General features: G+C 72.6%; 29 protein-coding genes and 1 pseudogene. 16 read left to right on the forward strand and 14 right to left on the reverse strand.

What is annotated here, in order from left to right:
• Positions 1 to 2: 2 nt before the first annotated feature.
• The 10 genes and pseudogenes from AB0I42_RS13180 to AB0I42_RS13225 all read right to left on the reverse strand — a co-directional run bounded on the left by AB0I42_RS13180 (position 3) and on the right by AB0I42_RS13225 (position 5513).
• Positions 3 to 266, reverse strand: coding sequence for a gas vesicle protein K (locus tag AB0I42_RS13180; protein ID WP_357536995.1), 264 nt, complete (start codon positions 264 to 266; stop codon positions 3 to 5).
• Between the two features lie 161 nt (positions 267 to 427).
• Positions 428 to 739 carry a gas vesicle protein gene (locus AB0I42_RS13185; protein WP_357536996.1) on the reverse strand — a complete coding sequence of 104 codons (312 nt, stop codon included), beginning with the start codon at positions 737 to 739 and terminating at the stop codon, positions 428 to 430.
• A complete protein-coding gene (locus tag AB0I42_RS13190) occupies positions 736 to 1515 on the reverse strand; it encodes a GvpL/GvpF family gas vesicle protein (RefSeq protein WP_357536998.1) in 780 nt (259 codons plus the stop codon). The genes AB0I42_RS13185 and AB0I42_RS13190 overlap by 4 nt, the downstream gene beginning before the upstream one ends.
• A complete protein-coding gene (locus tag AB0I42_RS13195) occupies positions 1512 to 1862 on the reverse strand; it encodes a gas vesicle protein (RefSeq protein ID WP_357537000.1) in 351 nt (116 codons plus the stop codon). Before AB0I42_RS13195 ends, AB0I42_RS13190 begins: the two co-directional genes overlap by 4 nt.
• 7 nt (positions 1863 to 1869) lie before the next feature.
• The gene (gvpO, locus tag AB0I42_RS13200) at positions 1870 to 2334 is read right to left on the reverse strand and encodes a gas vesicle protein GvpO (RefSeq protein WP_357537002.1); all 465 of its coding nucleotides are present in this window, start codon (positions 2332 to 2334) and stop codon (positions 1870 to 1872) included.
• Between the two features lie 25 nt (positions 2335 to 2359).
• On the reverse strand, positions 2360 to 2575 hold the full coding sequence (locus AB0I42_RS13205; RefSeq protein WP_357537004.1) for a gas vesicle protein GvpG: 216 nt from the start codon (positions 2573 to 2575) through the stop codon (positions 2360 to 2362).
• Positions 2576 to 2579: 4 nt separating this feature from the next.
• Positions 2580 to 3359 carry a GvpL/GvpF family gas vesicle protein gene (locus AB0I42_RS13210; protein WP_357537160.1) on the reverse strand — a complete coding sequence of 260 codons (780 nt, stop codon included), beginning with the start codon at positions 3357 to 3359 and terminating at the stop codon, positions 2580 to 2582.
• Positions 3360 to 3541: 182 nt separating this feature from the next.
• Positions 3542 to 3742: pseudogene (gene gvpJ, locus AB0I42_RS13215) on the reverse strand (gas vesicle protein GvpJ); the annotation flags it as partial.
• A 2-nt stretch (positions 3743 to 3744) separates the two neighbouring features.
• Positions 3745 to 4848 carry an SRPBCC family protein gene (locus AB0I42_RS13220; RefSeq protein ID WP_357537006.1) on the reverse strand — a complete coding sequence of 368 codons (1104 nt, stop codon included), beginning with the start codon at positions 4846 to 4848 and terminating at the stop codon, positions 3745 to 3747.
• 5 nt (positions 4849 to 4853) lie between these two features.
• Complete coding sequence (locus AB0I42_RS13225) at positions 4854 to 5513, reverse strand: hypothetical protein (protein ID WP_357537008.1); 660 nt, start codon at positions 5511 to 5513, stop codon at positions 4854 to 4856.
• Between the two features lie 502 nt (positions 5514 to 6015).
• On the opposite strand from AB0I42_RS13225, the gene AB0I42_RS13230 reads away from it, so the two are divergent.
• From AB0I42_RS13230 to AB0I42_RS13240, 3 genes are all read left to right on the forward strand, one after another.
• Positions 6016 to 7191, forward strand: a complete 1176-nt coding sequence (locus AB0I42_RS13230; RefSeq protein WP_357537010.1) for an RNA ligase RtcB family protein — start codon at positions 6016 to 6018, stop codon at positions 7189 to 7191.
• Complete coding sequence (gene prfH, locus AB0I42_RS13235) at positions 7188 to 7853, forward strand: peptide chain release factor H (protein ID WP_357537012.1); 666 nt, start codon at positions 7188 to 7190, stop codon at positions 7851 to 7853. The genes AB0I42_RS13230 and prfH overlap by 4 nt, the downstream gene beginning before the upstream one ends.
• 102 nt (positions 7854 to 7955) lie before the next feature.
• Positions 7956 to 9050 (forward strand): hypothetical protein, encoded by a 1095-nt coding sequence (locus AB0I42_RS13240; RefSeq protein WP_357537014.1) that lies wholly within the window; start codon positions 7956 to 7958, stop codon positions 9048 to 9050.
• 48 nt (positions 9051 to 9098) lie between these two features.
• Here AB0I42_RS13240 and AB0I42_RS13245 read toward each other — a convergent pair whose 3' ends face one another.
• From AB0I42_RS13245 to AB0I42_RS13255, 3 genes are all read right to left on the reverse strand, one after another.
• The gene (locus tag AB0I42_RS13245; protein ID WP_357537016.1) at positions 9099 to 9875 is read right to left on the reverse strand and encodes a peptidase; all 777 of its coding nucleotides are present in this window, start codon (positions 9873 to 9875) and stop codon (positions 9099 to 9101) included.
• A complete protein-coding gene (locus tag AB0I42_RS13250) occupies positions 9872 to 11158 on the reverse strand; it encodes a VWA domain-containing protein (RefSeq protein ID WP_357537018.1) in 1287 nt (428 codons plus the stop codon). The genes AB0I42_RS13245 and AB0I42_RS13250 overlap by 4 nt, the downstream gene beginning before the upstream one ends.
• 109 nt (positions 11159 to 11267) lie before the next feature.
• Complete coding sequence (locus tag AB0I42_RS13255; RefSeq protein ID WP_357537020.1) at positions 11268 to 12293, reverse strand: suppressor of fused domain protein; 1026 nt, start codon at positions 12291 to 12293, stop codon at positions 11268 to 11270.
• Positions 12294 to 12433: 140 nt separating this feature from the next.
• On the opposite strand from AB0I42_RS13255, the gene AB0I42_RS13260 reads away from it, so the two are divergent.
• The 3 genes from AB0I42_RS13260 to AB0I42_RS13270 all read left to right on the forward strand — a co-directional run bounded on the left by AB0I42_RS13260 (position 12434) and on the right by AB0I42_RS13270 (position 14928).
• Positions 12434 to 13516 carry a hypothetical protein gene (locus AB0I42_RS13260; RefSeq protein ID WP_357537022.1) on the forward strand — a complete coding sequence of 361 codons (1083 nt, stop codon included), beginning with the start codon at positions 12434 to 12436 and terminating at the stop codon, positions 13514 to 13516.
• A gap of 59 nt (positions 13517 to 13575) precedes the next feature.
• Positions 13576 to 14340, forward strand: a complete 765-nt coding sequence (locus AB0I42_RS13265; protein ID WP_357537024.1) for a TIGR03089 family protein — start codon at positions 13576 to 13578, stop codon at positions 14338 to 14340.
• A gap of 129 nt (positions 14341 to 14469) precedes the next feature.
• Positions 14470 to 14928, forward strand: coding sequence for a hypothetical protein (locus AB0I42_RS13270; RefSeq protein WP_357537027.1), 459 nt, complete (start codon positions 14470 to 14472; stop codon positions 14926 to 14928).
• 27 nt (positions 14929 to 14955) lie between these two features.
• On the opposite strand, the gene AB0I42_RS13275 is transcribed toward AB0I42_RS13270, so the two are convergent.
• Positions 14956 to 15318: a hypothetical protein gene (locus AB0I42_RS13275; protein ID WP_357537029.1), complete on the reverse strand. Its 363-nt coding sequence runs from the start codon at positions 15316 to 15318 to the stop codon at positions 14956 to 14958.
• Between the two features lie 189 nt (positions 15319 to 15507).
• Here AB0I42_RS13275 and AB0I42_RS13280 point away from each other — a divergent pair, with 189 nt between their 5' ends.
• Genes AB0I42_RS13280 through AB0I42_RS13325 form a run of 10 tightly spaced genes read left to right on the forward strand, consistent with a single transcriptional unit; the run spans position 15508 to position 25968 of the window.
• Positions 15508 to 16497, forward strand: coding sequence for a Gfo/Idh/MocA family oxidoreductase (locus AB0I42_RS13280; protein ID WP_357537031.1), 990 nt, complete (start codon positions 15508 to 15510; stop codon positions 16495 to 16497).
• A gap of 10 nt (positions 16498 to 16507) precedes the next feature.
• A complete protein-coding gene (locus tag AB0I42_RS13285) occupies positions 16508 to 17431 on the forward strand; it encodes an ABC transporter permease (protein WP_357537033.1) in 924 nt (307 codons plus the stop codon).
• A gap of 13 nt (positions 17432 to 17444) precedes the next feature.
• Positions 17445 to 18377 (forward strand): ABC transporter permease, encoded by a 933-nt coding sequence (locus AB0I42_RS13290; protein WP_357537035.1) that lies wholly within the window; start codon positions 17445 to 17447, stop codon positions 18375 to 18377.
• Between the two features lie 21 nt (positions 18378 to 18398).
• Positions 18399 to 19913, forward strand: a complete 1515-nt coding sequence (locus tag AB0I42_RS13295; RefSeq protein ID WP_357537037.1) for an ABC transporter substrate-binding protein — start codon at positions 18399 to 18401, stop codon at positions 19911 to 19913.
• A 46-nt stretch (positions 19914 to 19959) separates the two neighbouring features.
• Positions 19960 to 20985, forward strand: a complete 1026-nt coding sequence (locus tag AB0I42_RS13300) for an ABC transporter ATP-binding protein (protein ID WP_357537039.1) — start codon at positions 19960 to 19962, stop codon at positions 20983 to 20985.
• Entirely contained in the window at positions 20957 to 21979 is a 1023-nt protein-coding gene (locus AB0I42_RS13305; RefSeq protein WP_357537042.1) for a dipeptide ABC transporter ATP-binding protein, read from the forward strand. Before AB0I42_RS13300 ends, AB0I42_RS13305 begins: the two co-directional genes overlap by 29 nt.
• Positions 21979 to 22947 (forward strand): BadF/BadG/BcrA/BcrD ATPase family protein, encoded by a 969-nt coding sequence (locus tag AB0I42_RS13310; protein ID WP_357537044.1) that lies wholly within the window; start codon positions 21979 to 21981, stop codon positions 22945 to 22947. The genes AB0I42_RS13305 and AB0I42_RS13310 overlap by 1 nt, the downstream gene beginning before the upstream one ends.
• A complete protein-coding gene (locus AB0I42_RS13315) occupies positions 22944 to 23630 on the forward strand; it encodes a putative N-acetylmannosamine-6-phosphate 2-epimerase (protein WP_357537046.1) in 687 nt (228 codons plus the stop codon). Before AB0I42_RS13310 ends, AB0I42_RS13315 begins: the two co-directional genes overlap by 4 nt.
• Positions 23630 to 24337 (forward strand): GntR family transcriptional regulator, encoded by a 708-nt coding sequence (locus tag AB0I42_RS13320; RefSeq protein ID WP_357537048.1) that lies wholly within the window; start codon positions 23630 to 23632, stop codon positions 24335 to 24337. The genes AB0I42_RS13315 and AB0I42_RS13320 overlap by 1 nt, the downstream gene beginning before the upstream one ends.
• A complete protein-coding gene (locus tag AB0I42_RS13325) occupies positions 24337 to 25968 on the forward strand; it encodes an FAD-dependent oxidoreductase (protein WP_357537050.1) in 1632 nt (543 codons plus the stop codon). The genes AB0I42_RS13320 and AB0I42_RS13325 overlap by 1 nt, the downstream gene beginning before the upstream one ends.
• Positions 25969 to 25970: the final 2 nt, after the last annotated feature.

The following is a 25970-nucleotide window of genomic DNA, read 5'->3' on the forward strand; positions in this document are numbered from 1 at the left end:
CGTCACTGGCGGGGGAGCAGCGGCCCGAGCGGGCCGAGGTCCAGGTTGAGGTCCTCGGGGGACAGCCCGAAGTGCTCCCGCAGCTCGGTCATCTGTTCCTCCAGCGCCATCAGCGTCGCACCGACCCGCTCGATCTGCTCCTCGGTGAGGTCGCCCTGGTCGATCCGGCGCAGGGCCTGGCGCTCCATGAGCTGCCGCAGCAGCTCGATGATGGTCAGCACCAGGCCGCCGAGGCCACGCTCGATCCCGTCCCGGTCGACGTCCACCCGTGGCCCGAGCGGCCGAACCGTCGGAACGTCCGGCTCTTCTACCCTGTCGGCCCCGAGATGGGGCGGGTCTACCCTGTCGGCCCCCAGGTGGGGCGTGTCTACCGTGTCGGCCCCCGGCTGGGGCGTGTCTAGCCTGTCGGCCCCCGGCTGGGGCGGGTCTACCATGCCGGCCCCCCGCCGGAGCGGGTGGCGTGGTCCACGGGGTCCGCCACCTCGCCGTCGACGACCGCCCCGGCGCCGCCCCCGCCGGACGCCGTCCCGGACGTTGCCTCGGCGGCACCGGCGCTGGCCCGTACCGACGCGAGCAACGCCCGCAGCGACACGTGCACCAGGTCGACATCGGCGATGGACAACGCCAGCTCACCGCTGACCACGACGCCCTTGCCGAGCACCCGGTCGAGCAGGTCCACCAGCGCGATGGGTCGGTAGTCGGCAGCCCCACCGGGGCCACCGGGCACCATCTCGGTCATCGGGTCGCCGCCTTCCGCTCGTCGGTCGCGGTGAACGAGTACGGCGGCCAGGGGCCGGTCAGCTCGACGGTGACCCCGGGATGCCGTGGGGCCAGCTCCCGGACCAGGTCGGCGAAGTCGTCCGCCCGGTCCGCGTCGACCAGGTAGGCGCCGTTCAGCACCATCCACTCCGGACGGCCGCTGAGCCGGCCGTCCTGCGGCGGGTGGTGCCGGGCCTCGAGGGACCGCCCGGCGAGCGCGGCGTGCAGCCGGTCGGCGTCGGCCGCGGCCGTCCGTTCGGCGGTCTCGGTCGCCGTCATCCGCGCCCGCTTGCGCATCAGGTACGCCCGTCCGGCGCCGCCGCCGGCACCCGCCGGCTCGGCCGGAGCCGTCGGAGCCGGCACCGCGTACGCCTTGACGCCCCACTCGATGCGGCCCTCGACCCGGTCGAGGGCGGCGGTCAGGTCGTCGTGGTGCTCGGTCAGCATGGCCGCCACCCGCGCGTCGTCGAGCTGGACGGTGGCCAGCCGGGCCGGTACGACCGGACCGAGGCGGGCCACCGCGTCGGCGACCTCGTGGTGTGTTCGGGCGACGCTGGTGAGCCAGTCCAGGTTCTCGAGGTTGCGCCGCAACGCCTCCTCGCCGTACTCGGCCAGGTCCACGGTGGCGACCACGGCGACCAGACCGGCCGCCCCGACGGCGCGTACCGGCGCCCCACCGACCCCGGTGATGCCGGCCAGCCGGTCGGCGGACAGGCCCCGGCTGACCGCGTGCACCCAGGTTCCGTGTTCGCTCATCGGGTCTCCTCCCGCCGGGCGTCCAGGCGCCCCTCGTCGCGTACCGGTTCCGCCTCCACCGCCCGCCGGTCACCGTCGGATTCGATCTCGTTCCCGGTCGGCGCGGCCCCGACCTCCGGTCCGCGCGGGCGGCTGGACAGGAACGGATCGCGTTCCCACCAGTCGATGCCCATCTCCCGGGCGGTGTCCACCGAGGCCACCACGAGGCGCAGCTTGATGGTGAGCAGTTCGATGTCGAGCAGGTTGATCCGGATGTCGCCGGCGATCACCACACCACGGTCGAGCACCCGTTCGAGGATGTCGGCGAGGTTGGTCGGATCCTGCCCACGGGGTTGCAGGGTGCTCATCGCCCGCTCACCGGTCCCCGCCGGTATCGCCGCGACCCCGGGCGTAACGGCGGACGCGCCGGTAGCCGAGCAGTTCGCCGTCGTCGTCCAGATCCGCCACGTACACCGCGAGGATGTCGCCGGACGACGGGACCCGGCGGTCCTCGACCACCTCGACGCCGACCGTCCAGCCGGACCCGCCGCGTTCCAGCGACGTGATCCCGATCGGCGCCTTGCCGGTCAGCTCGGCGACGTACTCCAGGCCGGCGCGGGCGGCCCGGCTGGCCGGCAGCCCCGACCGGGACTCCGGCCGGCCGGTGTCGTCGCGGTCGGTGTCGTCGAAATCGGTGTCGTCCGGCTCGGCGTCGTCATCGTCGTACGCCGGCCCGTCCCCGTCCTGCTCGTGCCGCAGCCGGTCGTCGTCGGCCTCGTCCCGATAGCGTTCGCCGCGCGACCGCCGGGTCGCCGACCGGTCCGCTTTCGAGGTGGGCATGGTTACCTCCGTTGTTGCCGGTTGGTCAGCCGACCAGCCGGTCGATGATCTGCTGTTCGGCCGCGGCCAGTTCCTCGTCGGACAGTTCGCCGGCGGCGGCCGCCGCCGACAGCTCCTCGAGTTGCCGCTGGACGGTGGCCGGGTCGTACAGCTCCTGCTCGGCTTGGTCCCGCAGCACCCTGGCCAGTCCGACGAGACCGTGCACGGGGGCCAGGGGCAGGCTCAGGATGGGGCCCAACACCGACTCACCCCCGGTCCAGCAACCGGTCGACGAAGTCGTACGGCGCCTGCGGGCCGATCAGCCGGACCGTGGCCCGCTGTTCCTGCTCGGCGGCGATCCGCCCCACCCCGTCCTCGAACTCGGCCTGCCGGTCGGTCTCCACCAGGAAGACCAGGTGCGCGGCGTCGAACTCCGACGTCGGCGGCCGGGTGCCGGCGGTGACCGCCACCGGCGACAGCTCCGCCAGCAACTGCTCGGTGTCGGCGGCCCGCCGGGCCTCGACCTCGGCGTTGATTACCTCGCCGAGCCGGATACGGACGTCGCGCAGCGCCTCGGCGGGCTGCCCCTGGAGTTGGTCGCGCAGGTCCGCCGCCTCCGCGTTGCCGGCGAGGACCTCGGACAGTACGGCCCGCTCCACGTATCGCAGCCGGACGACGTACTGGGCCACGCCCTCCAGCCGGTCGAGCGCCCGCCGGTAGTCGTCGTGCCGGTCGGCGAGGAGGTCGGTTACGGCTTCCTCGTCGCGGGCCACCGTCCCGAACCGTACGGGCAGCACCGGCGCGGCCAGCGTCACCCCGTCCAGCAGGGTCTGGTACGCCCGCAGGTCGTCGGGACGACCCAGCGGCCGGTCCAGCGGAACGTCGCTGACCAGGGCGGCGACGTCGCCGTGCACGACGACGGAGACCGGCGCCGCCGGATCGCCCACGCCCCGGGCGTCACCGGTCGGCTCCACGTCGGCGGGCACCAGGCCGTAGATGAAGAAGCCGTTCGTGTCGGGACCCGCCTCGCGGGTGTCGACGGACATGGTCACCGGTCCTCCCGTCGCTGGCGGCGCGGAGCGCGCTCGCGGTCGTTGTCGTCGCGGCCGCCGCCGACCAGTTCGCCGAGGGCGTCGCCGGCCTTGTCCAGGAAGTTGCCCTTCGGGCCCTGGACGACCTCCGGCAGGCCCCGACCGGCCTGCGAGCCGTCGAGGGTGAGCCGGTTGGTCGCCTCCGCGAAGCGGAGGTACGTGTCGACGCTGGCGACCACGATCCGCGCGTCGATGGTCAGCAGCTTGATCCCGACGATGCCGACCGACACGTGTGCGTCGATCACCACGCCCTTGTCCAGGATCGTGCCGACCACCTCGGCGAGGTCCGAGGCGGATCCGCGCTGGACTCCACCACCGCCGGATTCCTGTACTGCCATGGTCATCGCCGGTCACCTCCAGAGGCGCGGTCACGGTTGCCGCGCTGTCGGGGCGGTCGGGACCGCCCGGTGTCGTCGTCCCGGTCCTTGCGTGTCGCGGCACCCGCGCGCGACCGGCCGCGTGCCGGCTCGGCGTCGGGTTCCCGGTCGTCGCCGTCCCGGTCGTCCGGCTCGTCTACGGGGTCGTCGTGCTCGTCGTCGGCCCGCTCGTCGCGCTTGTCGGCCCGCCCGCCGCGCTCGTCGGCCCGCCCGTCGTGCTCGTCGTCGGCCCGTTCGTCGGCGAGCGCCGTCTGGTGGTCGCGGACCACCTGACCGTCGCGGATCTCGCCCCGCCACCCGTCGACCCCGTCGGGGTCGAGCACGGTGCGCGTCATCACGTGCCGGACGAAGTGCTTCAGTTCGAGCCGGGCGCGGCGGCCCTGGGCGCGCCACAGGTTGCCGGTGCGCTCGAACAGGCCCTGCGGGTGGTATTCGAGTACGACCAGGATGCGGGTCAGGTCAGGGGCCAGCTCGTGGAAGCTGACGGCGCCGTCGACGTGCCCCTTCTTGCCCGTGGACCGCCACACGATGCGCTCGTCGGGCACCTGTTCGACCACGGTGGCCTCCCAGGTGCGGTGCGACCAGAAGACCTGCGCCTTCCACGTGGTCTTCTCGTCGCTGGCCCGGTCGACGTTCTCGACCTTCTTCATGAAGCTGGAGAAGTCCTCGTAGCGGGTCCACTGGTCGTATGCGACCCGGACCGGCACGCCGACGTCGATCGACTCGACGATGTTGGTCACCTTGATCTTGCCCTTGCCGCCGCCGGCCTTGCCCATGGCTTCCTTGACCTTCTCCTTGGCGCCGGCCAGGCCGGCGCTGAGCCCGGCCTTCAACGGGGACGATCCGTCGGCCAGCTTCCGCGCGCCGGTGGCCGCCGCCACCACGCCCGGGCCGCCGCCGTTGGCCGCGTAGTCGACGAGCCGTTCGGTGGCCGCGCCCATGCGGTCGGCGGCCGCCGACACCAGCCGCTCGACGGCGGCGCTGACCAGGTTCTGCACCTCGTCGGCGAGGCGCCCGGAGATCTTTTCGCCGATGCCCTGGCCGACGCCGGGGTTCCGGGTGGTCATCGTGCTCACCTTCCTCGCCGGCGGACCGGCGCGTCGGTGGTCTTCGACCGGGAGGACCGTGGGGCCTGCCGGGTCCGCGGAGCGTCGTCCTCCCCGCCGTCGTCCTCCCCGTCGGTGTCCCCGTCGTCCTCACCGTCACCGTCGGCGTCGCGTCCGGCCGACCGCCGGGCCCGACCGCCGCCCTGCCGGCCCGCCCGCGACCCGCGGCCGGACCGGGGCGCCGGCTCGTCGTCGCGGTCGTCCTCGTCGGGCTCGTCGTCCCGGTACGCCTCGTCGTCGGGCTCGTCCGCGCGCAGGTCCTCGTCGCGCTGGTCGTCCCGCTCGTCGTCCGATCCGGGCTCGTCGCGGTCGTCCCGCAGGACGCGGTCCGCGCCGCGCAGGGTCTCGGCCCGGCCGTGCAGCCGGTCGCTCACCGAGTCGATCCGGCTGCTCACCGCACTGACCGCCGCCGCCTTGCCGGCGGTCACCAGCGGCCCGCGCAGGTCGAGGAGTTTGGCGACGTCGACGGAACCGCCGAGCGACCGGAGCAGGCCGCCGGAGTTCGCGCTGAGCCGGCCCGCCGCCGCCGCGGCGCCGAGCACGAGTGCCGCGCCGAGTCGCTTGCGCCGGCCGAGGAGATATCCCGTCCCGAGAATGAGCGCAAAACGCGCTCCCTGCTGAATCACTATCGGACCTCTTCCCGATCGCGTGTCCTGCCACGAATTGCGATGTCGTGCTGTCGGCTTGGTGCTGTTGCCGGATGGCAAGCGTGCCGACGGGGCCTCTGCTACCCACGTGGAAGAGCCCCGGAAACATGGGTTTTTGCTGGTCACGCCATGTATGTGCCAGCTGACACGCAGATTGGTCGGACAAATCGGTCAGGCGGGTCGAGGCGGAACGCAGGGTGCGAGAAATGCATTAAGCAGTCATTGTGAACACCTGTCGAAGAATTGCGTGACGGGGCTTACGGAAATGCGATCCGAGTTTCCGTTCGGGCCGGTCCTCTGCCGAGTCCCCGCATCGAGCGCCGCCCGTACGGCGAAAACCGGTTGCCCGGCCCGGACCGGCTCGGCGAGGGTGGTGCCCATGACGTTCTGACGGACCGCACCCACGTTCACTCCGAGGCCCCACGGCACCTCCGTGTGCCGGGCCGCCGTCCGTCCGTGCCTCCCCGAAAAGAGAGCGTCCTTGTCCCAGCACCACCCCCGGCCGGAGTCCGTCCCGGCCACCGTCACCGTCTTCGCCTCGCCCACGAGCTGGATCGAGTCCGACGCCGTCGCGCAGTGCCACCAGGTCGCCGCGCTCGACGGCATGGTCCACGTCGCCGGCATGCCGGACCTGCATCCCGGCAAGGGCGCCCCGATCGGGGCCGCCATGACGTCCACCGTGCTGTACCCGTTCCTGGTGGGGTCCGACATCGGATGCGGCATCGCGGTGTTCCCGCTCCGGCTCAAGCGGGTCGTACCCGAGAAGCTCGCCGCCCGCTTCCCCGACCTCGACCGTGCGCTGGACCCCGAGCGGGACGCCGACGACCCGGCCTGGGCCGTCGTGGCGGGCGACATTCCCGCGGGTCACGTCGAAGGGCTCGGCACGGTCGGCCGGGGCAACCACTTCGTCGAGCTGGCCCGGGTCGGCACCGTCTTCGAGCCGGAGCACGCGCGCCGGCTCGGGCTGACCGAGGGCGACGTCGTCCTCGTCGTCCACAGTGGTTCCCGTGGCCTGGGGGAGCGGATCCTGCGGGCGCACACCGAGGTCCACGGCGCCGGCCCGACCCCCGATCCGGCCGGCTACCTGGCGATGCACGACGCCGCCGTTCGGTGGGGGTCGCTCAACCGGCGGCTGCTGGCGGCCCGGGTCGCCCACGCCCTGGGCGCCGAACCGACCGAGCCGGTCGTCGACCAGTGCCACAACCTGGTCGAGGTCCGCGACGGCGGCTACCTGCACCGCAAGGGGGCGGCCCCGGGCGACGGCCGCGACGTGCTCGTCGCCGGCACGCGGGGGACACCCTCCTACCTGGTGGCCGCCCACGCCGGCCCGGACGCCAACCATTCGGTGGCGCACGGTGCGGGCCGCAAGATGTCGCGCGCCGACGCCCTGCGCCGGGGCCGGGCCAAGCACACCGTCGAGGAACTGCGTCGTACGCCGGTGGGGTCGCTGGTGGTCTGCGGCGACCGGCAGTTGCTCTTCGAGGAGGCGCCGACGGCGTACAAGCGCATCGAGCAGGTGATCGCCGATCTCGTCGACCACGGCCTGGCCACCCCGGTCGTCACCACGGTGCCGCTGGTCACCTACAAGACGCCCGAGCCCGGCACCGCCGGTCGGCGGGACCGTCGCGACCACCGGCGCGGACGGGGCCGGTCGTGAGCGTCCACCTGCTCATGTCGGCCGGGCGCGGCCCGCGCGAGTGCGCCTGGGCCCTGGCGGAGTTGCTGCGGCGGCTGGAGGGCGACGCGGTCCGGCACGAGGTGACCACGCGACGGGCCGAGACCGTTCCCGGTGAGCGGCCCGGCACCTACCGGTCGGTCCTGGTCGAGATCTCCGGGGCCGGCGCCGAGGCGTTCGCCGCGTCGTGGACCGGCACCCTGTGCTGGCAGGCCCCCAGTCCCTACCGGACCGGGATCGGCCGCAAGAACTGGTACGTCACCGCCCGGCCCTGTGAGGTCGACGCCCCGCGTACGACGTTCGTCGAGGCGGACGTCGACGTCGTCGCCTGCCGCACCGGCGGTCCCGGCGGTCAGCACCGCAACAAGGCCAGCACGGCGGTACGGGCGACCCACCGGCCGTCGGGGATCGTCGTCGTGGTCGACACCGAGCGGGAGTTCGGCCTCAACCGCGGTATCGCCATGCGGTTGCTGCGGCAGCGTCTGGAGCGGCGCGACGAGGCGGCGGGGCGGGCCGTCGACGTGGCCCGCTGGCGCATCCACGACGAGCTGGTACGCGGGGATCCCGTCCGGACCGAACGTCCGGAGCCGTCCGGGCGGGACCAGCCGCGCCGGAAGGCGGTGCGGCGGACGGGCGGCGACTAGCCACAATCGGCACCATGCTGACCGGGGGCGGGATTCGGGGCGTCCCGGCGCCGCGAGGTGCGAGCATGGCACTCCAATCGATGTCACTCGATAGGAGGGACAATGCGTCTGCGTCCACTCGCCCTCGCCGTCGCCCTGGTCGCCGCGCTGGCGGCGGTCGTACCCGGCACCGCCGAGCCGGCCCGGGCCGCCACCGCCGACCGGTGGGGCTTCGCCCTGGTCGACAACCCGAACGTCCCGGCCTGGACCACGCTGGACACCAACCGCCAGTGGGGCTCCTGGAAGGCGGGCTTCCCCGGGTGGGCCCAGGGCGGCAAGCTCGGCGCCGGCCGGTTCCAGGTCAGGTTCCCGCGGGTCGGCTCCAACTCGGACGGGGTCGTGCACGTCACCCCGATCAACTCCAACGGGAACTACTGCACGGTGCTGCGATGGTTCCAGGTCGGCCTCGACGAGATCGTCGAGGTGCAGTGCTTCGCCCCGGGCGGCGGCCACGCCGACACCCCCTTCGCCGTGCTGTGGACCGCCAGCTCCGGAATCGCACCACCCAACACCGGCACGTACGCGTACCTGCGGAGCACGGCCGCGGCCGCCGTCGTACAGGGATACAACTCCACCGGCCTGCCGGTGGACATCGGACCGATGGGGAACGGGGGATACCGGGTCAAGCTCGCCGGCGTCGGTTCGGCGCTCGGGCTCGCCGGCAACGTACAGGTGACCGCCGTCGACGAGGGCGGCGCCCCGCGACGCTGCAAGATCAGTGACTGGTACGCGTTCAACGTGCTGGACATCGCCGCCGACGTCGCCTGCCACGACTCGGCCGGGAAGCCGGTGGACACCGCCTTCAGCCTGTCCTACCACCGGCAGCGCGCCGTCTTCGGCTCGTTCACCCCGCCGAGATACTTCGGCTACTACTTCCCGTTCGTCAGCCAGGCCAACTACAACAACCCGGGCGGCGGAATGGGCGTCAACACCATCTACACCGTCGCGCCCGGCTACTACCGGGTCCGCTACCCGCTGCTCGCCCTCGCCCAGACCCACGCGCAGGTCGTGGCCATGGGCGCCGGGTCCGACTACTGCCACCTCGCCGAGCCGTGGAGCCACCTCGGCCCCACCGCCGAGGTCGGGGTGGCCTGCTACGACAACGCGGGCCTGCCGATCGACCAGCGTTTCCTGTCCACGTTCACCTCGAAGGACTGACCCGCGCCCGGCCGGCGGCCGCCACGTGGCGGCCACCGGCCGGTCCGGTCACGGCCGGCGGGGACGGCGGGTCAGGGCGAAGCCGACCACGCCCGCGACGGCGGCCAGCACGCCGCCGATCGCGCTCCAGACCCAGCGCGAGCCGAGGTCCGGCAGCCAGCCGAAGTATCCGGTGCCGTCCTCCTCGTCCTGCTGCGCCACCGGTTCGGCGTTCAGCACCGCGCCGGCCTTCGTGTTCGGCACCAGCGGGGCCTTCAGCTCGCCGTCGTCGCGCGAGTCGCTGGCGTCCGCGCTGACCAGCAGCTCCACGTCGACCGGCAGGCCGAGGTCGGCCTCCGGCAGCTCGGTCACCGACAGCCGGACGTAGTACGTCCCGGGCAGCGGGTCGGCCGACCACGGCTCGGCCCAGGACCGCACCTGACGCAGCGCGCAGCCGAGCGACACGCTGGCGGCGGACGCGGCGGCGGTGGGCGTCTGCGCGCCGGCCGTGCAGGACTGCCGTCGCCGCAGCCCGTCGAAGACCTCGACGGTCCAGGTCGACGGGCCGCTGCGCGATTCCGGGAACGACACGGTCGCGGTGATCTCGTGCCGTTCGCCGGCGGTGGCCGGGAACGACCAGTACAGGTAGTCGCCGGTGGCGGCGTCCACCCGGACCGGCTGCCCGGCGGCGATGCCGGTCGCGGTCAGGAACGACGTACCGGCGCGGGTGACCGGGGTGGCGCCGGGCGACGGCGTCGGCGCGGCCTGCGCCGGCACGGGTACGGCCAGCAGGACGAGGCCGGCGGCCGTCAGTGCCGCCGCGGCGCGGAGCGTCGGGGTGCTCATCGGTTCTCCCTCCAGGTGGCGACCCACCAGCGGGTGAGCAGGCCGGTGACCAGTCCGGTGAGCAGGCCCGCCAGGGTCAGCAGCACCAGCAGCACCCAGCCGCGTCCCAGGTCGGGTGCGGTCGGTGCGGGGGAGGACGCGACCACGTCGACGGTCAGCTCCACCGGCATGCCGGGCGTCGCCTGGGTGCCCTGGCGCGGCGCGAACGCGTTGCTCACCACCAGGCAGACCGTGGTGGCCGCGACGGTGGTGCCGGTGTCGGGCGTCGGCGACGCCTCGTCCGTCGGCTCCTCACCCCCCGACCAGCGCAGGCCCGCGGAAACCACGTCGGTACGACCGCTGCCCGCGTCCACCCCACGGACCAGTTCCCGCCCGTCGGTGGCGGTGGCCCGCAGCAGCACCGCGTAGTCGGGGTTGACCGGCCGGTCCAGCGCCATGCTGACCGACACCCGCAGCTCCTGGTCGGGCAGGACCGGCACCCGGTACCAGCGGTGCTCCGAGAACGCCGCCCGGTCGCTGTAGACGCCGGGGGCGAGCAGCGGCGCGTCGTCGCACGCCGACTTGCCGGCGACGATGGCCGGCGCCGCCGTGTGGGTGTCCTTGGCGCGGTCGACGAGTTGTTTGATCCGGCTGGTCAGCTCGTCGGCGCGCTGCACCGCGGTGTACGTGCCGCCGGTCGCCTCGGCGATGCAGAGCAGCTGCCGCCGTACCTTCTCGTCCGGGGCCAGGCCGAGCGTGTCGACGACCAGCTTCGTCCCCTGGGCGGCCAGTTCCCGGGCGACCTCGCACGGGTCCGGAGGGGCGCAGGTGTCCTCGCCGTCGGTGATCAGCACGATCCGGCGGGCGGTCGTGCCGGTGCCGAGGTCCTTGGCGGCCTCGCGCAGGGCCAGCCCGACCGGGGTGAACCCGGTCGGTCGCAGCGTCGCCACCGCGGCCTTGGCCTGGGCCCGGTCGACCGGGCCGACCGGCACGATCTGCTGGGTGTCCTGGCAGCCCTTCGTCTTGTCGTTGCCCGGGTACGTGGCGCCGAGTACCCGGATGCCGAGCTGCGTCTCGTCGGGCAGCGCGTCGACGACCTCGTTGAACGCCTGCTGGGCCACGGAGATCCGGCTGCGGCCGTCGATGTCCGCGGCGCGCATCGATCCGCTGACGTCGAGCACCAGCTCGACCTTCGGCGGTTCGGCCGGTGGTTCCTCCTCCGCGAACGCCGGCGCGGGACCGCCCAACAGGGTCACCGCCAACAGTCCGATAAGGACGATTGTTGATCGTTTCTTGTTGATCACCGGCGAAGTGTAGGTTGTGTCCACTTCAGAGCGATCCCGGGGTGGGTTCGCCCACCGGTGGCCCCGGGCCGTACGCTGAACCGCCCCGACAGCCTTCCCGGGCGGCCGGTCAGGCCGGGGGCGGGAACGTGAACCGGCGGGTGGCCGGGGCGATGCGGAGTTGCAGGCCGGGAGTTCCGGCCGGCCGGTAGGTGCCCGCGCCGGACCGCAGCGCCGTGGCGACCTCGGTCGCCGCTTCGGCGGGCAGCCGAATCTCCAGAAGGCCGAAGCGTCCGGGGGCGGCCGTGAACTCCTCGCCCGGCCCGAACCTCACCCCCTTGTCGAAGGGGTTCACGGTCAGGTCGCGGCCGTACGGCAACCGGAGCGGCAGCAGGCGGCCGGCATGCTCCGCGGCGGCCACGTCCAGGGTCACCGTCGTGACGCCGTCCTCGACACGCCAGTTCGCCTTCTTCGCCGGGATGAGTGCCCTGGAGGAGCCGTCTCGCCGTACGCCTTCCTCGATGACGGCGGCGACGCCGGGATCGGCGGTGAGGTCGGTCCGGTCGAGGTCGGTGACCAGCAGCGGCAGCGACGGACGCAGTGCGTCGAGCAGTCGCCGCGCGTCCCACCGGTCGATGACCGCGTACTCCTGCGGGGTGAGGCCGACGATCTGGAGGAACCGTACCTTTCCGTGCGGCGTGTCGATGGTGCCGAGTTCGGGGTCCTCGGCGAACCCCACCGCGCGGATCGCGGTGTCCGGCCGGGCCGTCGAGATCGGCCCGTTCACCTGCAGGTGGCTGCCGGGGACGAACGGCGCCTTCCGGGCGTACACGTTGCGGGCCAGGTTCTGCATGAAGCTCAGCGCCCAGGTCGGTGGCTCGTCGTCACCGGCGGCGCGGGCGACCCGGATGGTGAACTCGAAGCCCCACCCGGACTCCTCCTCGTCCGGCGACCTCTTCTCGTGCAGGTCGGACATGCCGTAGCTGACCAGGTGCCAGTGGTCGTCGCGCGGGTAGAGGCTGATGCCGTCGAGCGGGTCCCGGCCGCCCGCCGCGTACGGCAGCGCGGAGGCGTGGTGCAGCGGCCGTACGCCGGGATAGCGGCGGTCGAGAGCGGCGTCGATGGCGTCCCAGCCGGGTGAGGTCGGTTCGGTCATGATCAGCGACTGTACCGCCGGTGGACGACGCCCCCGTGCTGTGCGTGGCGGCGCCCTGTTCTCCATCTGAGGATCGTGGGTGTCGACCGCCACCGGTCGCGGTGTTAGCGTCCAATCGATCTATCTCGATTGGAGGCGTCATGCGGTTGCGTCCGTTCGTCCTCGTCGTAGCGCTGGTCGCGGCACTCGTGCCGGGCGTTGCCGGCCCGGCGCAGGCCGCCGTCGCCAACAGCTGGGGCTTCGCCCTCGTCACCGATCCCACCGTCGCGTCGTGGACCACGCTGGACACCACCCGCCAGTGGGGCAGTTGGAAGACCACGGCTCCCGATCTCTGGGCCGAGGGCGGCAAGATCAGCGCGGGGGTGTTCCAGGTCAGGTTTCCGCGCATCGGGTCGAGCAGCCTGGGGATCGCGCACGTGACCCCGGTGAACAGTGCCGGCCACTACTGCTCCGTCGTCCAGTGGCACGAGGTGACGCCGAACCAGATCGTCCTCGTGCAGTGCCGCGCCCCCGGCGGCGTCCTCACCGACACCGCCTTCTCCGTCATGTGGACCTACCGGGTCAGCTACGCGCCCACCGCCACCACCTACGCCTACCTGCACTACCGTGACCAGGAGAACCGCGTCGTGCACTCGCACAGCTCGCTCCAGGGCACGGTCCTGGCGGGGCGTTCGTCGACCGGCACCTATCAGGTCCGGCTGTATCGGGTCGGAGCCGCCGCGATCCCCGCCGGGAACGTGCAGGTGACCGCCGTGCAACGCCAGGCGGTCCCGCGTCGGTGCAAGGTGACGAACTGGATGTTCGAGGGAACCGACATCCTGGCGGAAGTCAGCTGTTTCGACCACCAGGGCAGGTTGACCTGGAGCGACTTCACGCTTTCCTACCACCGTGGCCGGTCCCTGACCGCCTCGCTCGGCACGCCGCAGAAGTTCGGCTACTTCCACCACTGGCGGTACGACGCGAACCACAACAGCGTCACCGGCGTCGGCGGCAACACGATCAGCACCGTCGCGCCCGGCCGCTTCACGGTCCGCTATCCGCAGCTCGGTGTCGAACAGACCCACGCGCAGGTGGTCGCCGAAGGACCCGGCCCGAACTACTGCAACCTGGCCCAGCCCTGGTCGCACGCCGGCACCGACGCCGAACTCGACGTCATCTGCTTCGACAACGCCGGCAACCCGGTCGGCAGCCGCATCCTGGCGGCCTTCACCTCGCGGGCCTGAGGCAGCCGACCCCGGGTAGGGTCGGCGGGACCACTGGCCGCCGACGTGGGAGTTGCCGGATGCACTCGACGAGCGCCGCCCACGCCCCGCTGATCGCCGACGACCCGGAGGCCGGCCACCCGCTGCTGACCTATCTCGACGGTGCCACCGGCGAGCGGATCGACCTCGGCGCGGCGGCGCTCGGCGGCTGGGCCGCCCGGACCGCGAGCATGTTGCGTGCCGGCTGCCGGCTGACCGCCGGTGGCCGGGTTGCCATCCTGCTGCCTGCGCACTGGCAGACCGCGGCCGTGCTGCTGGGCGCCTGGTCCGCCGGCATCACCGTGTCGTTCCGGCCCTGGGCGTCGGCCGGGCTGGCACCCCTCGGCGCGAGCCCGGAAGAGCCGCTGGACGCGGTGTTCGTGGCGCGGCGTCGGCTGGACAGCTGGCTGGAGACGGTGCCGGAGGCGCGGCACCGGTTCGTGCTCGGTCTCGCGGCCGACGGTGCCGCGCTGGCCGAGGTGCCCGACGGTTACCGGGACTACGCCGTCGAGGTACGTCGCTACCCGGACCTCCCGCCGGCGTACCAGGAGATCCGGGGCGACGACCCGGCCAGCCCGGACGGCACGAGCTATGAGGAGTGGGCCCGGTTGGCCGGCGAACTCGCCGCCATGTGGGGCCTACGCCGGGGGGATCGGGTCCTGGTGGACGTCGCGCGGCACGAGGAGCCGGTCAAGTGGCTGCTCGCGCCGCTGTCGGCCGGGGCGTCGATCGTGCTGTGCGCCAACCTCGACCCCGCCGCCATCGACGCCCACGTCGCCGCCGAGGGCATCACCCAGGTGCTCTAGTCGGCAGACCGCCCACCTGCGACCGAACGTATGTGGTGGGTGTCCCGCGTCGTTTCGTATCGTGGCCACAACGCAACGTACGGGGCGTCTTCGATGGATGGCGGTTTTCTCGGCGGGGGCGATCGTTGTATGAGCTATGTGCGGCGGCTTCTCGGATTGTCCGGAGTGTTGGCGATGCTGGGTTCGGTCGCCTGCGCGGCGCCTGAGGGGCAGACCTCGGCACCGACCACGGCGCCGGCCGCGCCGCCCGCGGCGGCCTTCGTCACGATCGTCGGTGAGCGCGTCTACATGCAAGCCCTCATGAAGGACGCCACCCTGGTGGTGACGGACGGCTGCGTCTGCGTGATTCAGCCGCCGGACGCGCCCGAGGTGTCGCTGAAGTATCGGCTCGCGTTGTCCGAAGGGGCAACGATGGATGGGGAGACCATCAGTATCCCGGAAGGCGGGCAGGCCCGGATCGGGGACACCGTCGATACCGGGGGTGGCGGAATCTTCGATCTGGAGTCGCTCCCGGAGAACCTCCGGGTTCCCGCGGCCTGCGACCTCGACCTTCCTGTCTGGGCGGTGACGAGCCTGGAGGTCGTCTGAAGCGGAACGGCGTCGTCGGGCGTGCGCTCATCGCGTCACAGGGGTGTCAGGACCGCGATCTTCCAGGTCTGGCCGGTGCGGACGAGCTGGTACATGTTCCGCTCGTCGGGGGCGCCGTCGTAGGACCAGCTCACATCGGCCCACAGGCTGTGCCCGGTCGCCGCGACCACATGGACGTCGGCCCGGGCAATCGGTGACGTTCTCGTACTGACCGAACGCGCCGGCGAAGAACGCCTCGGTCTGGGCGGCATCGGAGACCGCGACCGGATGGTCGGGAAACTCGATCAGCGCGGGTACCGCGTAGTGCTCCGCGATCGCCCGGGCGTCCCGGTCCAGTAGGGCGCGCGTGTAGGTCTCGAAGAAGTCCCGGGCGATCGGGTTTTCGCTCATGGCATGGACGTTAAGCGAGAAGACGCGGCCGCGCCGCGCGGGACATCGATGGGTTGCGACGAATCCGCAGGTCACCGGCGATTTTGTGGCGCGCGGACCCTTGCCCTGCACTCCGAGCTGGGTGTAGAACTATCCCCAGCTAGGTACACACCTAGCGTTCATCTGGTTTGCAACAGTTGGAGGTCTGGCGTGGACCGCCTCAGGATCGGCGTCGTCGGTATCGGTGTCCAGGGACAGCTGCACGCCCGCGCGCTGCGCGACGTACGGCAGGCGGAACTGGTCGCCGTCGCCGACGTGTCACCCCGTAACCGCGACTGGGCAGAGAGTAACCTCGGGGTCCGCGCCGTCGAGGACATCGGCGACCTGCTCGACGACGTCGACGCGGTCAGCATCTGCACCCCCGACCACCTGCACGAGGACGCGACCCTCGCTGCCCTCGCCGCCGGCAAGCGGGTGCTGCTGGAGAAGCCGATGGCGCTGTCGACGGCGAGCTGCGACCGGATCATCGCCGGCTGCCCCGACCCCGACGCGCTGATGATCGGCCACGTGCTGCGCTTCGACCCGCGCGTGATCCGGCTGCGCGAGGTCGTACGCTCCGGCGAACTCGGCGACATCTGGCACGTCAAGGTCTGGCGCTGCACCTCGCAGGCCGTCGGCCAGGGAATCTGGGACCGTACCTCGGTCGCCTGGTTCCTCGGCATCCACGACGCCGACCTGGTCCGGTTCGTGACCGGCCGGGACGTCGAGGTCACCGGTGCCGTCGGCCGCAAGGTGCTGTCGCCCAGCCACGACGTCGTGCACGCGACGATCCGCTTCGACGACGGCGCGATCGGCACGATGGAGAACAACTGGACGCTGCCGCACTCCCGGCCGTCGCGGGCCGACGCCGGCCTGCGGATCGTCGGCGAGCACGGCATCCTCGAGATGAACCTCTCGCACAACGACCTGATGTACGCCCGCCGCGACGGCGTGGCGAGTTTCCAGGACACCTACTTCTGGCCCAGCCGTGACGGCGGCGGCGCCTACAACCTGCGTACCGAACTGGAAGCCTTCGTCGACGCGGCCCTGGCCGGCGGACCCACCCCGGTCAGCGGCGCCGAAGGCCGGGCCGCGGTCGCCGTCGTCGAGGACATCGAGGCGGCCCTGCTCGGCGACCCGGCGTCGCCGCCCGGACGCTGAGGCTCCGGCGATGCTGCGGTTTGCGATCCGCCGACTCGCGATCTCGGCGCTCGTCCTCTTCGGGGCGGCGACGGTGGTGTTCTTCGCGATGCGGGAGGTCGACGGCGACCCGGCGATCAACCAGCTCGGGCCCGACGCGGACCCGGCGGCGGTCGAGGCGCTGCGCCGGGAGTACGGCCTGGACGCGTCCCCGGTGGTGCAGTACGTCCGCTTCCTGCAACGGGCCGCCACCTTCGACTTCGGCGAGTCGTTCCGCCTCAACGACAGCGCGACGAACCTGGTCTTCACCCACCTGACGGCGACGGCCGCACTCGCGGCGACCGCCTTCGCCATCGCCATCGTCGTCGGGTTCGCGCTCGGCACGCTGGCCGCGACCCGCCCGAACGGGTTCTTCGACCGGGTGGTGTCGGTGCTGTCGATGCTCACCCAGTCGCTGCCGTCGTTCTGGGTCGGCATCATGCTGATCCTGATCTTCTCCCGGTTCCTGCACCTGCTGCCCAGCTCCGGTGCGGGATCACCGGCGGCGATGATCATGCCGGCGGTCACGCTGGCGCTGCCGCTGCTCAGCGTCGTGCTGCGGCTGGTCCGGTCGGGCCTGCTCGACGTGCTGCACGAGGACTACGTCGTCACCGCCCGCGCCAAGGGGCTGTCCGAGACGCGCGTCGTCGGCTGGCACGCGATGCGCAACATGCTGATCCCGGTCGTCACCGTGGCCGGACTGGAGTTCGGCAGCCTGCTGGGCGGTGCCGTGATCGTCGAGACGGTCTTCGCCTGGCCCGGCGTGGGACGGCTGATGACCGACGCCATCGCCGCCCGCGACTACTCGGTCGTGCAGGCGTGCGTGATCACCGTCGCCGCCATCTTCATCGTCATCAACCTGGTCGTCGACCTGCTGTACGTGCGGCTGGACCCGCGCGTGCGCGAGAGCGTCTGAGGAGGTGGCCGACGTGACCGACGTACCCGCGTCCGTGGCGCTCGGGACACCGGGCCAACCCGTCGACGTCGACAAGTCCGGCGACGACGGGCCGCCGGCCGGCACCCCGCGCCGGCGCCGCCGCCGGCTGCGCCTGTGGATCCCGATCGGGGTGATCGTGGCCTACGTGGTGGCCGGGGTGATCGGCCCGGTCATCGCCCGGTACGACCCGATCGCCACCTCCGTCACCGACCGGCTGCTGCCACCGGGCAGCCGGCTCGCCGACGGCAGCCTGGCGCTGCTCGGCACCGACCAGGTCGGCCGCGACCTGCTGCCCCAGATCATGCAGGGCGCCCGGGTCTCGATCATGGTCGGCGCGGCGACGCTGCTGCTGGCCGGCATCGTCGGCGCGGCGATCGGCATCCTCTGCGGCTATCTCGGCGGGATCGTCGACGCGATCCTCATGCGGCTGGCCGACATCCAGCTCGCCTTCCCGTCGATCCTGCTCGCCGTCTTCGTCGCGGCCGTCCTCGGCTCCAGCGTCACCAACGTCGTACTCACCCTGTCCATCACCACCTGGCCGATCTTCGCCCGGGTCGCCCGGGCACAGACCATGGCCACCAAGTCGCGCGACTTCGCCAACGCGGCCCGCACCCTCGGCGCCGGCGCCTGGCACGTCGTACGCCACTGCGTGCTTCCCGCGGTCGCGAGCCCGCTGCTGGTCATCGCCACCGTCCAACTCGGATTCGTCATCGTCGCCGAGGCGTCGCTGAGCTTCCTGTCGCTGGGCATCCCGCCCGGCACGCCGAGCTGGGGCACCACCATCGCCAACGGCCGCGACTACCTGGCGAGCGCCTGGTGGATCGCCACCATTCCCGGACTGGTCCTGGCCGCCTTCGTCGTCTGCGTCGGCGTGCTCGGCGACGAACTGCGGGACCGCTCCGACCCGAACCTCTCCACCCGGTAACCGTCAGTGAAAAGGGACGACATGAGATCTCTGACCACCCGCCTCGGCGCGCTGGCCCTCGCCGGCGTGCTCGGACTGACCGCCTGCTCCTTCGACTCCGGCAGCTCCACCGGTGACGGCACCGGCGCCACCACGCTGCGGGTGGCGAACCCGACCCCGGTGGTGTCGCTGAACCCGTTCGCGGCGAACTCGGCCGACCAGCCCACCCTCACCGTCGTCCAGGAGGTCTTCGAGACCCTGGTCGTCCGCGAGAACGGCGAGATCGCCGCCAAGCTCGCCGAGAGCTGGACCAACCCCGACCCGCTGACCTGGCAGTTCGTGCTGCGCAAGGACGTCACGTTCGCCGACGGCACCCCGATGACCAGCGCCGACGCCAAGGCGTCGCTGCAGGCGCTGATCGACGGCAAGGGGCCGCTGGCCGGGCTGTGGGCCACCGTCGACGAGATCGGCACCCCCGACAAGCACACCCTGACCATCCACACCAGCAGCGAACTGGGCACCGTGCTGAGCAACCTCACCCTGCTCTGGATCGCCCCGGCCGCCAAGCTCGCCGACAGCGCGTTCTTCAACGCCCCGTACGGCACCGGACCGTTCAAGGTCTCGTCGTTCACCGCCGGGCAGAGCGTCGAACTGACCCGCAACGACAACTACCGGGGCGACCAGCCGAAGCTCGAAACCATCTCGTACCGCTACATCCCCGAGGTCTCCGGCCGAGTCACCGCGCTCTCGAACAACGAGATCGACGTGACCTGGGGGCTGCCGCCGGACCAGCTGACCGGCCTGCGCGACAACGACGCGCTGACCGTCGAGTCGTTCCCCACGTACGCCAACTACTACATCTGGTTCAACAGCTCCCGTGAGCCGTTCACCGACGCCCGGGTCCGGCAGGCGATGTGGCACGCCGTCGACTTCGGCCGGATCAACGACTCGCTGTTCGACCAGGCCGGCACCGCCGCCACCGGACCGCTGCCGGAGGCCATCTTCGGCGCCGCCGGGCAGAACCCGTACGCCTACGACCCCGCCAAGGCGAAGCAGCTGCTCACCGAGGCCGGCTACCCGAACGGGTTCAGCACCTCGATGATGTGGAGCACCGGCTGCTGCACCAACGGCAACTCCTTCGCCGACGCGATGATCAGCGACTGGGCCAAGGTCGGCATCGTCGTCAAGCCCGAGGAACTCGAGCGGGCCACCTGGCTGGACAAGCTGCTCAAGCTCGACTGGGACAGCACGATGACCACCGGCAGCACCATCACCGGTGACGCCGACTTCACCCTGGCCCGGCTCTACCTGTCGACGGCCAACCGCAACGGCTACGCCAACCCCGAACTCGACCGCATCCTGCTGGCCGCCCGCGCCGAACTCGACCAGGACAAGCGGGCCGACCTGTACGCCCAGGCCGGCAAGATCGTCTGGGACGACGCGGTCGGCATCTTCCCGCTCGACCTCAGCGGCAACGTGGTGCTGCGCAAGGGCGTCGAAGGGTTCACACCGTCCCCGAACGACCTGCCCGACTTCGCCGGCGTCTCGCTGCGCTGAGCCGGCACCCGCGCCACATCCCGCCGACCCGGACCCGGAGGACCCGATGGTCGCACCACCACCCGCCCGCCAGCCACTGCTGGCCGTCGACGACCTCGTCGTCTCGTTCGACGGCCCGCTGGGCACCTACCGGGCGCTCAACGGCGTCTCGTTCCACGTCGACGCGGGCGAGACACTGGCGATCCTCGGGGAGTCCGGGTCCGGCAAGTCGGTCACCGTACGCGCCGTCATGGCGCTGCTGCCCCGGCACAGCGCCCGCGTCGAACGCGGCACCATCCGGTACGCCGGTGAGGAGATCTCCGCCAAACCGGTGCGCCGTACCCGGGAACTCTCCGCGACCGAGATCGCCATGGTCTTCCAGGACTCGCTGACCGCGCTCAACCCGGTGGTCCGGGTCGGCCAGCAGATCGCCGAACTCTTCCGGGTACGGCAGCGCCTCTCCCGCCGGGAGGCGTGGCAACGGGCCGTCGCCGGCCTGGACCGGGTCGGCATCCCCAACGCCGCGAAACGGGCGCACGACTACCCGCACCAGTTCTCCGGCGGCATGCGGCAACGGGTCGTGATCGCCATGGCGCTCGCGCTGCGGCCCAAGCTGCTCATCGCCGACGAGCCGACCACCGCCCTGGACGTGACCGTGCAGGCGCAGATCATGGACCTGCTGCGGGAACTGCGCGAGGCCGACGGCATGGCGATGATCCTGATCACCCACGACCTCGGCGTGGTCGCCGACGTCGCCGACCGGGTCGCGGTCATGTACGCCGGCACCGTCGTCGAGTCCGGCCCGCTGCGCGAGGTGTACGACGCACCGGCCCACCCGTACACCCGGGGGTTGATGAACTCGGTCCCCGCCCCGGACCGGCCCGGCACCCGGCTCACCCCGATCGAGGGCATGCCGCCGTCACCACTGCACCCGCCGACCGGCTGCCCGTTCCATCCCCGCTGTCCCGTCGCCCGGGCGAACTGCCGCACCGACCGGCCGGCACTGCGGATCGTCGCCACCGGCCACGAGGCGGCGTGCCACTACGCGCAGGAGGTGATGACCGGTGTCGACACCGTCAAGGGCGCGGCTTGAGGTCAGGCAGCTCCGGATCACCTATCCCGCCGGCGGCGGCCTGTTCAACCGGGGGCCGGACGTCACCGCCGTCGACCGGCTCAGCCTCACCGTGACCGCCGGCCGCACCCTCGGCCTGGTCGGCGAGTCCGGCTGCGGCAAGTCGACCCTGGCCCGCACCATCGTCGGCCTGCGCCGCCCGGCCGGCGGCGAGATCTGGTACGACGGCCAGCGCGTCGACCACGCCGACGCGGCCCTGCGGCGCCGGCTGACCGCCGAGATCCAGATGGTGTACCAGGACCCGTACTCGTCGCTGAACCCGCGCAAGAAGGTGTCGTTCATCGTCACCGAGGGCTGGCGGGCGCACCGCGACCTCGTGCCGCGTCACGAGTGGGCGGACCGGACCGTCGACCTGCTCGCCCGGGTCGGCCTGGCCGCCGAGGTCGCCGACCGCTACCCGCACCAGCTCTCCGGCGGGCAGCGCCAGCGGGTCGGCATCGCCCGGGCACTGGCGCTGTCACCCCGCATCGTCGTCTGCGACGAGCCGGTCAGCGCCCTCGACGTGTCCGTACAGGCGCAGACCCTCAACCTGCTCGCCGACCTGCGCGAGGACCTCGGCCTCGGCTACCTGTTCATCGCCCACGACCTGTCCGTGGTGCGGCACATCAGCGACGACCTCGCCGTGATGTACCTCGGCCGGATCGTGGAGACCGGCCCCGCCGCGGCGGTGTACGACCAGCCCGCACACCCGTACACCCGGGCGCTGATCTCGGCGGCCCCGGTGCCCCGGCCCTGGGCGGCACCGCCCCGCGAACGGATCGTCCTCACCGGCGAGGTCCCCTCGCCCGCCTCGCCGCCGTCCGGCTGCCGGTTCCGGACCCGGTGCCCGCTCGCCCAGCCCCGGTGCGCCGAGGTCGAGCCGGAACTGCGGACGGTGGACGGCCGCGAGGTCGCCTGCCACTACGCCGAGGTGAGCCTGTCCGGCGACGTCGCTCTCGACAGGGCGGTGCGGTAGTGGACGCCGACGTCGTACGGGTCGGGGTCGACCTCGGCCAGGGCGGCTGCCGCGCCCTCGCTACGTACGGCCCCCACACCGGCCGCGCCGAGGCCGGCGGGTTCTGGGGCGCCGATCCCGACACCCGGATCGTCGAGGCGGTACGTGCCGCGCTGGCCGACCTCGGACCGGTCGCGGACGTACCCGTCAGCGTCGGGGTCGGGATGACCGGCCTCAACGGACAGCCGCCACGGGTGGACGCGATCCGGGCCGGGCTGCGCGAGCTGGGCCTGCGCGGGACACTGCGGGTGGCCGACGACAGCGTCACCGCCTACCTCGGTGCGCTCGGGCCGGTCCCCGGCGCGGTCGTCGCCGCCGGCACCGGCGTGGTGGTGCTCGCCGTCGGCGCCACCGTCGCCCGCGCCGACGGCTGGGGCGCCGACCTCGGCGACCGCGGCTCCGGGCACTGGATCGGCCGGGCCGGCATCCGGCTGGCCCTGCGCGACCGCGACCGTGGCCGGTCCGGCCCGCTGCTGGCGGCCGTCACCGCCGCCTTCGGGCCGGTCGGCGAGCTGCCGGCCCGCTGGCGCGACCGTCCGCCGACCCCGGAACAGGTCGCCGCCTTCGCCACCACCGTCGCCGACCTGGCCCGCGCCGGCCACGACGGCGCCCGCCAGATCTGGGACCGGGCTGGCCGGCTGCTCGCCGAGTCGGTGATCGGCGCGGTACGTCGTACCGGGCCGGTCGAATCCGAGGTGCCGGTCGCCGGCACCGGCGGCCTCTTCCGCGCCGGCGACCTGCTGCTGGCCCCGTTCACCGCCGCGCTGCGCGCCGGCCTGCCGCAGGCCCGGCCGGTACCGGCCGCCAGCGACCCGCTCGCAGGCGCCCTGGCCCTGTCCGACGGGTCGGCCGTACCGACCCCGCTCGCCGCACTCACCGTCCACGTCGACCTGGAAAAGGTCGACGTCGTAGAAGAGGAACACCGATGAACGTGGCCGATGCCATCCGTGGACGGCTGGTCGTCTCGTGCCAGGCCCAGGACAGCGACAGCCCGTTCGTGGACACCGCGCACATGATGGCGATGGCGTCGGCGGCCGTCCTGGGCGGCGCCGCCGGCCTGCGCGGCCAGGGCATCGCGCACGTACGCGGCATGGTCGACCTCGGGGTGCCGGTCATCGGCCTGGTCAAGCGCACCACGCCCGGCAGCGCCGTCTACATCACCCCGACCGTGGCCGACGTGACCGCGCTGACCCGGGCCGGCGCACAGATCGTCGCGGCGGACGGCACCACCCGCCCCCGGCCCGGCGGGGAGAAGCTCGCCGACCTGGTCGCCGCCGCGCACGCCGGAGGGGCGCTGTTCATGGCCGACGTGGACAGTCTCGACGCCGCGCTGGCCGCCGTGGACGCCGGAGCCGACCTGGTCGGTACGACCCTGTCCGGCTACACCGCCGGGCCGGTTCCGGAGTGGCCGGACATCGCCCTGGTCGGATCCCTGGCCCGGCACTGTCCGGTTCCGGTGATCGCGGAGGGGCGGTACCGTACCCGTGCCCAGGTATCGGCGGCGTTCGCCGAGGGCGCGTGGGCCGTCGTCGTCGGCACCGCCATCTCCGACCCGGTCCGCACCACGCGCTGGTTCGCGCAGGCCTGCCCACACCCCACAGCGGAGCCGTGATGACCACCAAACTGAGCCATGTCCGCGCCGAACTGCGGCACCGCGTCTCGGCCCTGGCGCCGCACGCGGCGCTGCCCCGCGAGCGGGACCTCGCCGAGGAACTCGGCGTGAGCCGGACCACCCTGCGCCAGGCGCTGCGTGAACTGCTCGACGCCGGCCTGATCTACACCATCCGGGGCCAGGGCACGTTCGTCTCCGACACCCGTATCGCCAAGGACACCAGCCTCAGCGGGTTCAGCGAGGACATGCGGGCCCGTGGCCTCATCCCGAGCAGCAAGATGATCGACGCCGACGCGGTCGTCGCCCGCGACGCCGTGGCCACCGAACTCGGCCTGCCCGAAGGGTCGCTGCTCTACCGGATCGAGCGGCTGCGGCTGGCCGACGGGGCGCCGATGTGCCTGGAAGAGGTGCACCTGCCCGCCGACCTGTTCCCGGGACTGCTGGTCGAGGACCTCGGCGGCGGGCTCTACGAGACCATGAAGGACCGCTACAGCGTCCAGGTCACCGTCGCCCAGCAGATGATCGCCGCCGTCGTACCGACACAGCGGCAGTGCGACCTGCTGGAGATCCCGGCGACGGCGGCCCTGCTCGAGGTACGCCGCATCGGCTACGACGGGCGCGGCCGGGCGATCGAACGCGCGGTCTCGTTCTACCGGGGCGACCGGTACCACTTCTCACTGACGGCACGACGAGGCGAGGGCGGCTGATGGGCACGGGCACGACGACGGTCGAGGAGTTCACCGACGTACTCGTCGTCGGCGGGGGAGTGGGCGGGATCGCCGCGGCGCTCGCCGCCTGCGAGGGCGGCGCCCGGGTCGTCGTCGTGGAGCCGTACGAGTGGATCGGCGGGCAGCTCACCTCGCAGGCGGTGCCGCCGGACGAGCACCGGTGGATCGAGACGTACGGCTCGACGCGCGCCTACCGGCGCTTCCGGCAGGGCGTACGCGGCCACTACCGCGACTGGTACCCGCTGGCGTCCGGAACGGCCGGCGACCTGCTCAACCCCGGCAACGGCTGGGTGAGCCCGCTGTGCCACGAACCCCGCGCGGCGCTGGCCGTGCTCCAGGCGATGACCGCCCCGTGGTGCGCGGCCGGACGGCTGACCATCCACACCCGGGCACAACTGCAGCGGGCGTACACCGACCGGGACACGGTGACCGGCGTCGCCGTACGGCTGGCCGACGGCACCGTACGCCACATCGGCGCCCGGCTGGTGCTGGAGGCCAGCGAGACCGGCGAGTTGCTGGCCCTGGCCGGCATCGAACACCGCACCGGCACCGAGTCGCAGGCGCAGACCGGCGAGCCGAGCGCGCCCCGCGAGGCGGCGCCGCTGAACATGCAGGCGGCCACCGTTTGCTTCGCGCTCGAACACGTCGACGGCGACCACACCGTGGACCGGCCGGCCGACTACGCCCACTGGCGTGACCAGTCGGCGCCGGGCTGGCCCGGCCGGCTCTTCAGCTGGACCTACCCCGATCCGCGCACCGGCGAGCCGGTCACCGGCCGGTTCGTCCCGAACCCACCGGCGACGGCGACGACGTCGATGGAGGAGGCGCTGCTCGCCCCGGAACTGTGGACCTACCGGCGGATCCTGGACCGGCAGGCGTTCCGGCCCGGCCTGCTGCGCAGCGACGTCACGATCGTCAACTGGCCGATGACCGACTACCTGGACGGGCCGCTGTTCGACGTGCCGGACGCCGAGCGGCACGTGCGGCGGGCGAAGGAGTTCAGCCAGGCGTTCCTCTACTGGATGCAGACCGAGGCGCCCCGGCCGGACGGCGGCACCGGCTTCCCCGGGCTGCGGCTGCGGCCCGACGTGACCGGCACCGTCGACGGTTTCGCGCAGGCGCCGTACATCCGTGAGGCCCGCCGGCTCGAGGCGGTGACGACACCGGCCGAGCAGGACCTGTCCGTCGCGGTTCGCGGCGACGCCGGGGCGGTGCGCTACCACGACTCGGTCGGCACCGGCCACTACCGGATCGACCTGCACCCGACGACCGGCGGCGACGGCTACCTCGACGTGGCCGCGCACCCGTTCGAGATTCCGCTCGGGGCGCTGCTGCCCAGACGGGTCACGAACGTGGTGGCGGCCGGCAAGGCGATCGGGACGACGCACATCACCAACGGCTGCTACCGGGTGCACCCGGCCGAATGGTCGATCGGCGAGGCGGCAGGCGCGCTCGCCGCCTACTGCCTGGACCGGCAGACGTCGCCGCACGCCGTACGCGACGACGCGAAGCTGCTCGAGGACTTCCGGGCCGAACTGGACCGGCGCGGCGTCGACCTGCACTGGCCGGCCACCGTCACCGGTGCGCCCGCTCCCGCCCCAGTGACCTGAGC

The sequence above is a fragment of the Polymorphospora sp. NPDC050346 genome, assembly GCF_040655695.1.
Lineage (GTDB): Bacteria > Actinomycetota > Actinomycetes > Mycobacteriales > Micromonosporaceae > Polymorphospora > Polymorphospora lycopeni.

What these genes read in the sequence shown, in the direction of transcription:
- AB0I42_RS13185 (WP_357536996.1), bottom strand. Translation starts at nt 739, where the DNA reads ATGACCGAGATGGTGCCCGGTGGCCCCGGTGGGGCTGCCGACTACCGA.
- AB0I42_RS13190 (WP_357536998.1), bottom strand. Translation starts at nt 1,515, where the DNA reads ATGAGCGAACACGGAACCTGGGTGCACGCGGTCAGCCGGGGCCTGTCC.
- AB0I42_RS13195 (WP_357537000.1), bottom strand. Translation starts at nt 1,862, where the DNA reads ATGAGCACCCTGCAACCCCGTGGGCAGGATCCGACCAACCTCGCCGAC.
- gvpO (WP_357537002.1), bottom strand. Translation starts at nt 2,334, where the DNA reads ATGCCCACCTCGAAAGCGGACCGGTCGGCGACCCGGCGGTCGCGCGGC.
- AB0I42_RS13210 (WP_357537160.1), bottom strand. Translation starts at nt 3,359, where the DNA reads ATGTCCGTCGACACCCGCGAGGCGGGTCCCGACACGAACGGCTTCTTC.
- AB0I42_RS13220 (WP_357537006.1), bottom strand. Translation starts at nt 4,848, where the DNA reads ATGACCACCCGGAACCCCGGCGTCGGCCAGGGCATCGGCGAAAAGATC.
- AB0I42_RS13240 (WP_357537014.1), top strand. Translation starts at nt 7,956, where the DNA reads ATGCGTCTGCGTCCACTCGCCCTCGCCGTCGCCCTGGTCGCCGCGCTG.
- AB0I42_RS13245 (WP_357537016.1), bottom strand. Translation starts at nt 9,875, where the DNA reads ATGAGCACCCCGACGCTCCGCGCCGCGGCGGCACTGACGGCCGCCGGC.
- AB0I42_RS13255 (WP_357537020.1), bottom strand. Translation starts at nt 12,293, where the DNA reads ATGACCGAACCGACCTCACCCGGCTGGGACGCCATCGACGCCGCTCTC.
- AB0I42_RS13260 (WP_357537022.1), top strand. Translation starts at nt 12,434, where the DNA reads ATGCGGTTGCGTCCGTTCGTCCTCGTCGTAGCGCTGGTCGCGGCACTC.
- AB0I42_RS13265 (WP_357537024.1), top strand. Translation starts at nt 13,576, where the DNA reads ATGCACTCGACGAGCGCCGCCCACGCCCCGCTGATCGCCGACGACCCG.
- AB0I42_RS13270 (WP_357537027.1), top strand. Translation starts at nt 14,470, where the DNA reads ATGAGCTATGTGCGGCGGCTTCTCGGATTGTCCGGAGTGTTGGCGATG.
- AB0I42_RS13275 (WP_357537029.1), bottom strand. Translation starts at nt 15,318, where the DNA reads ATGAGCGAAAACCCGATCGCCCGGGACTTCTTCGAGACCTACACGCGC.
- AB0I42_RS13285 (WP_357537033.1), top strand. Translation starts at nt 16,508, where the DNA reads ATGCTGCGGTTTGCGATCCGCCGACTCGCGATCTCGGCGCTCGTCCTC.
- AB0I42_RS13295 (WP_357537037.1), top strand. Translation starts at nt 18,399, where the DNA reads ATGAGATCTCTGACCACCCGCCTCGGCGCGCTGGCCCTCGCCGGCGTG.
- AB0I42_RS13300 (WP_357537039.1), top strand. Translation starts at nt 19,960, where the DNA reads ATGGTCGCACCACCACCCGCCCGCCAGCCACTGCTGGCCGTCGACGAC.
- AB0I42_RS13315 (WP_357537046.1), top strand. Translation starts at nt 22,944, where the DNA reads ATGAACGTGGCCGATGCCATCCGTGGACGGCTGGTCGTCTCGTGCCAG.
- AB0I42_RS13320 (WP_357537048.1), top strand. Translation starts at nt 23,630, where the DNA reads ATGACCACCAAACTGAGCCATGTCCGCGCCGAACTGCGGCACCGCGTC.
- AB0I42_RS13325 (WP_357537050.1), top strand. Translation starts at nt 24,337, where the DNA reads ATGGGCACGGGCACGACGACGGTCGAGGAGTTCACCGACGTACTCGTC.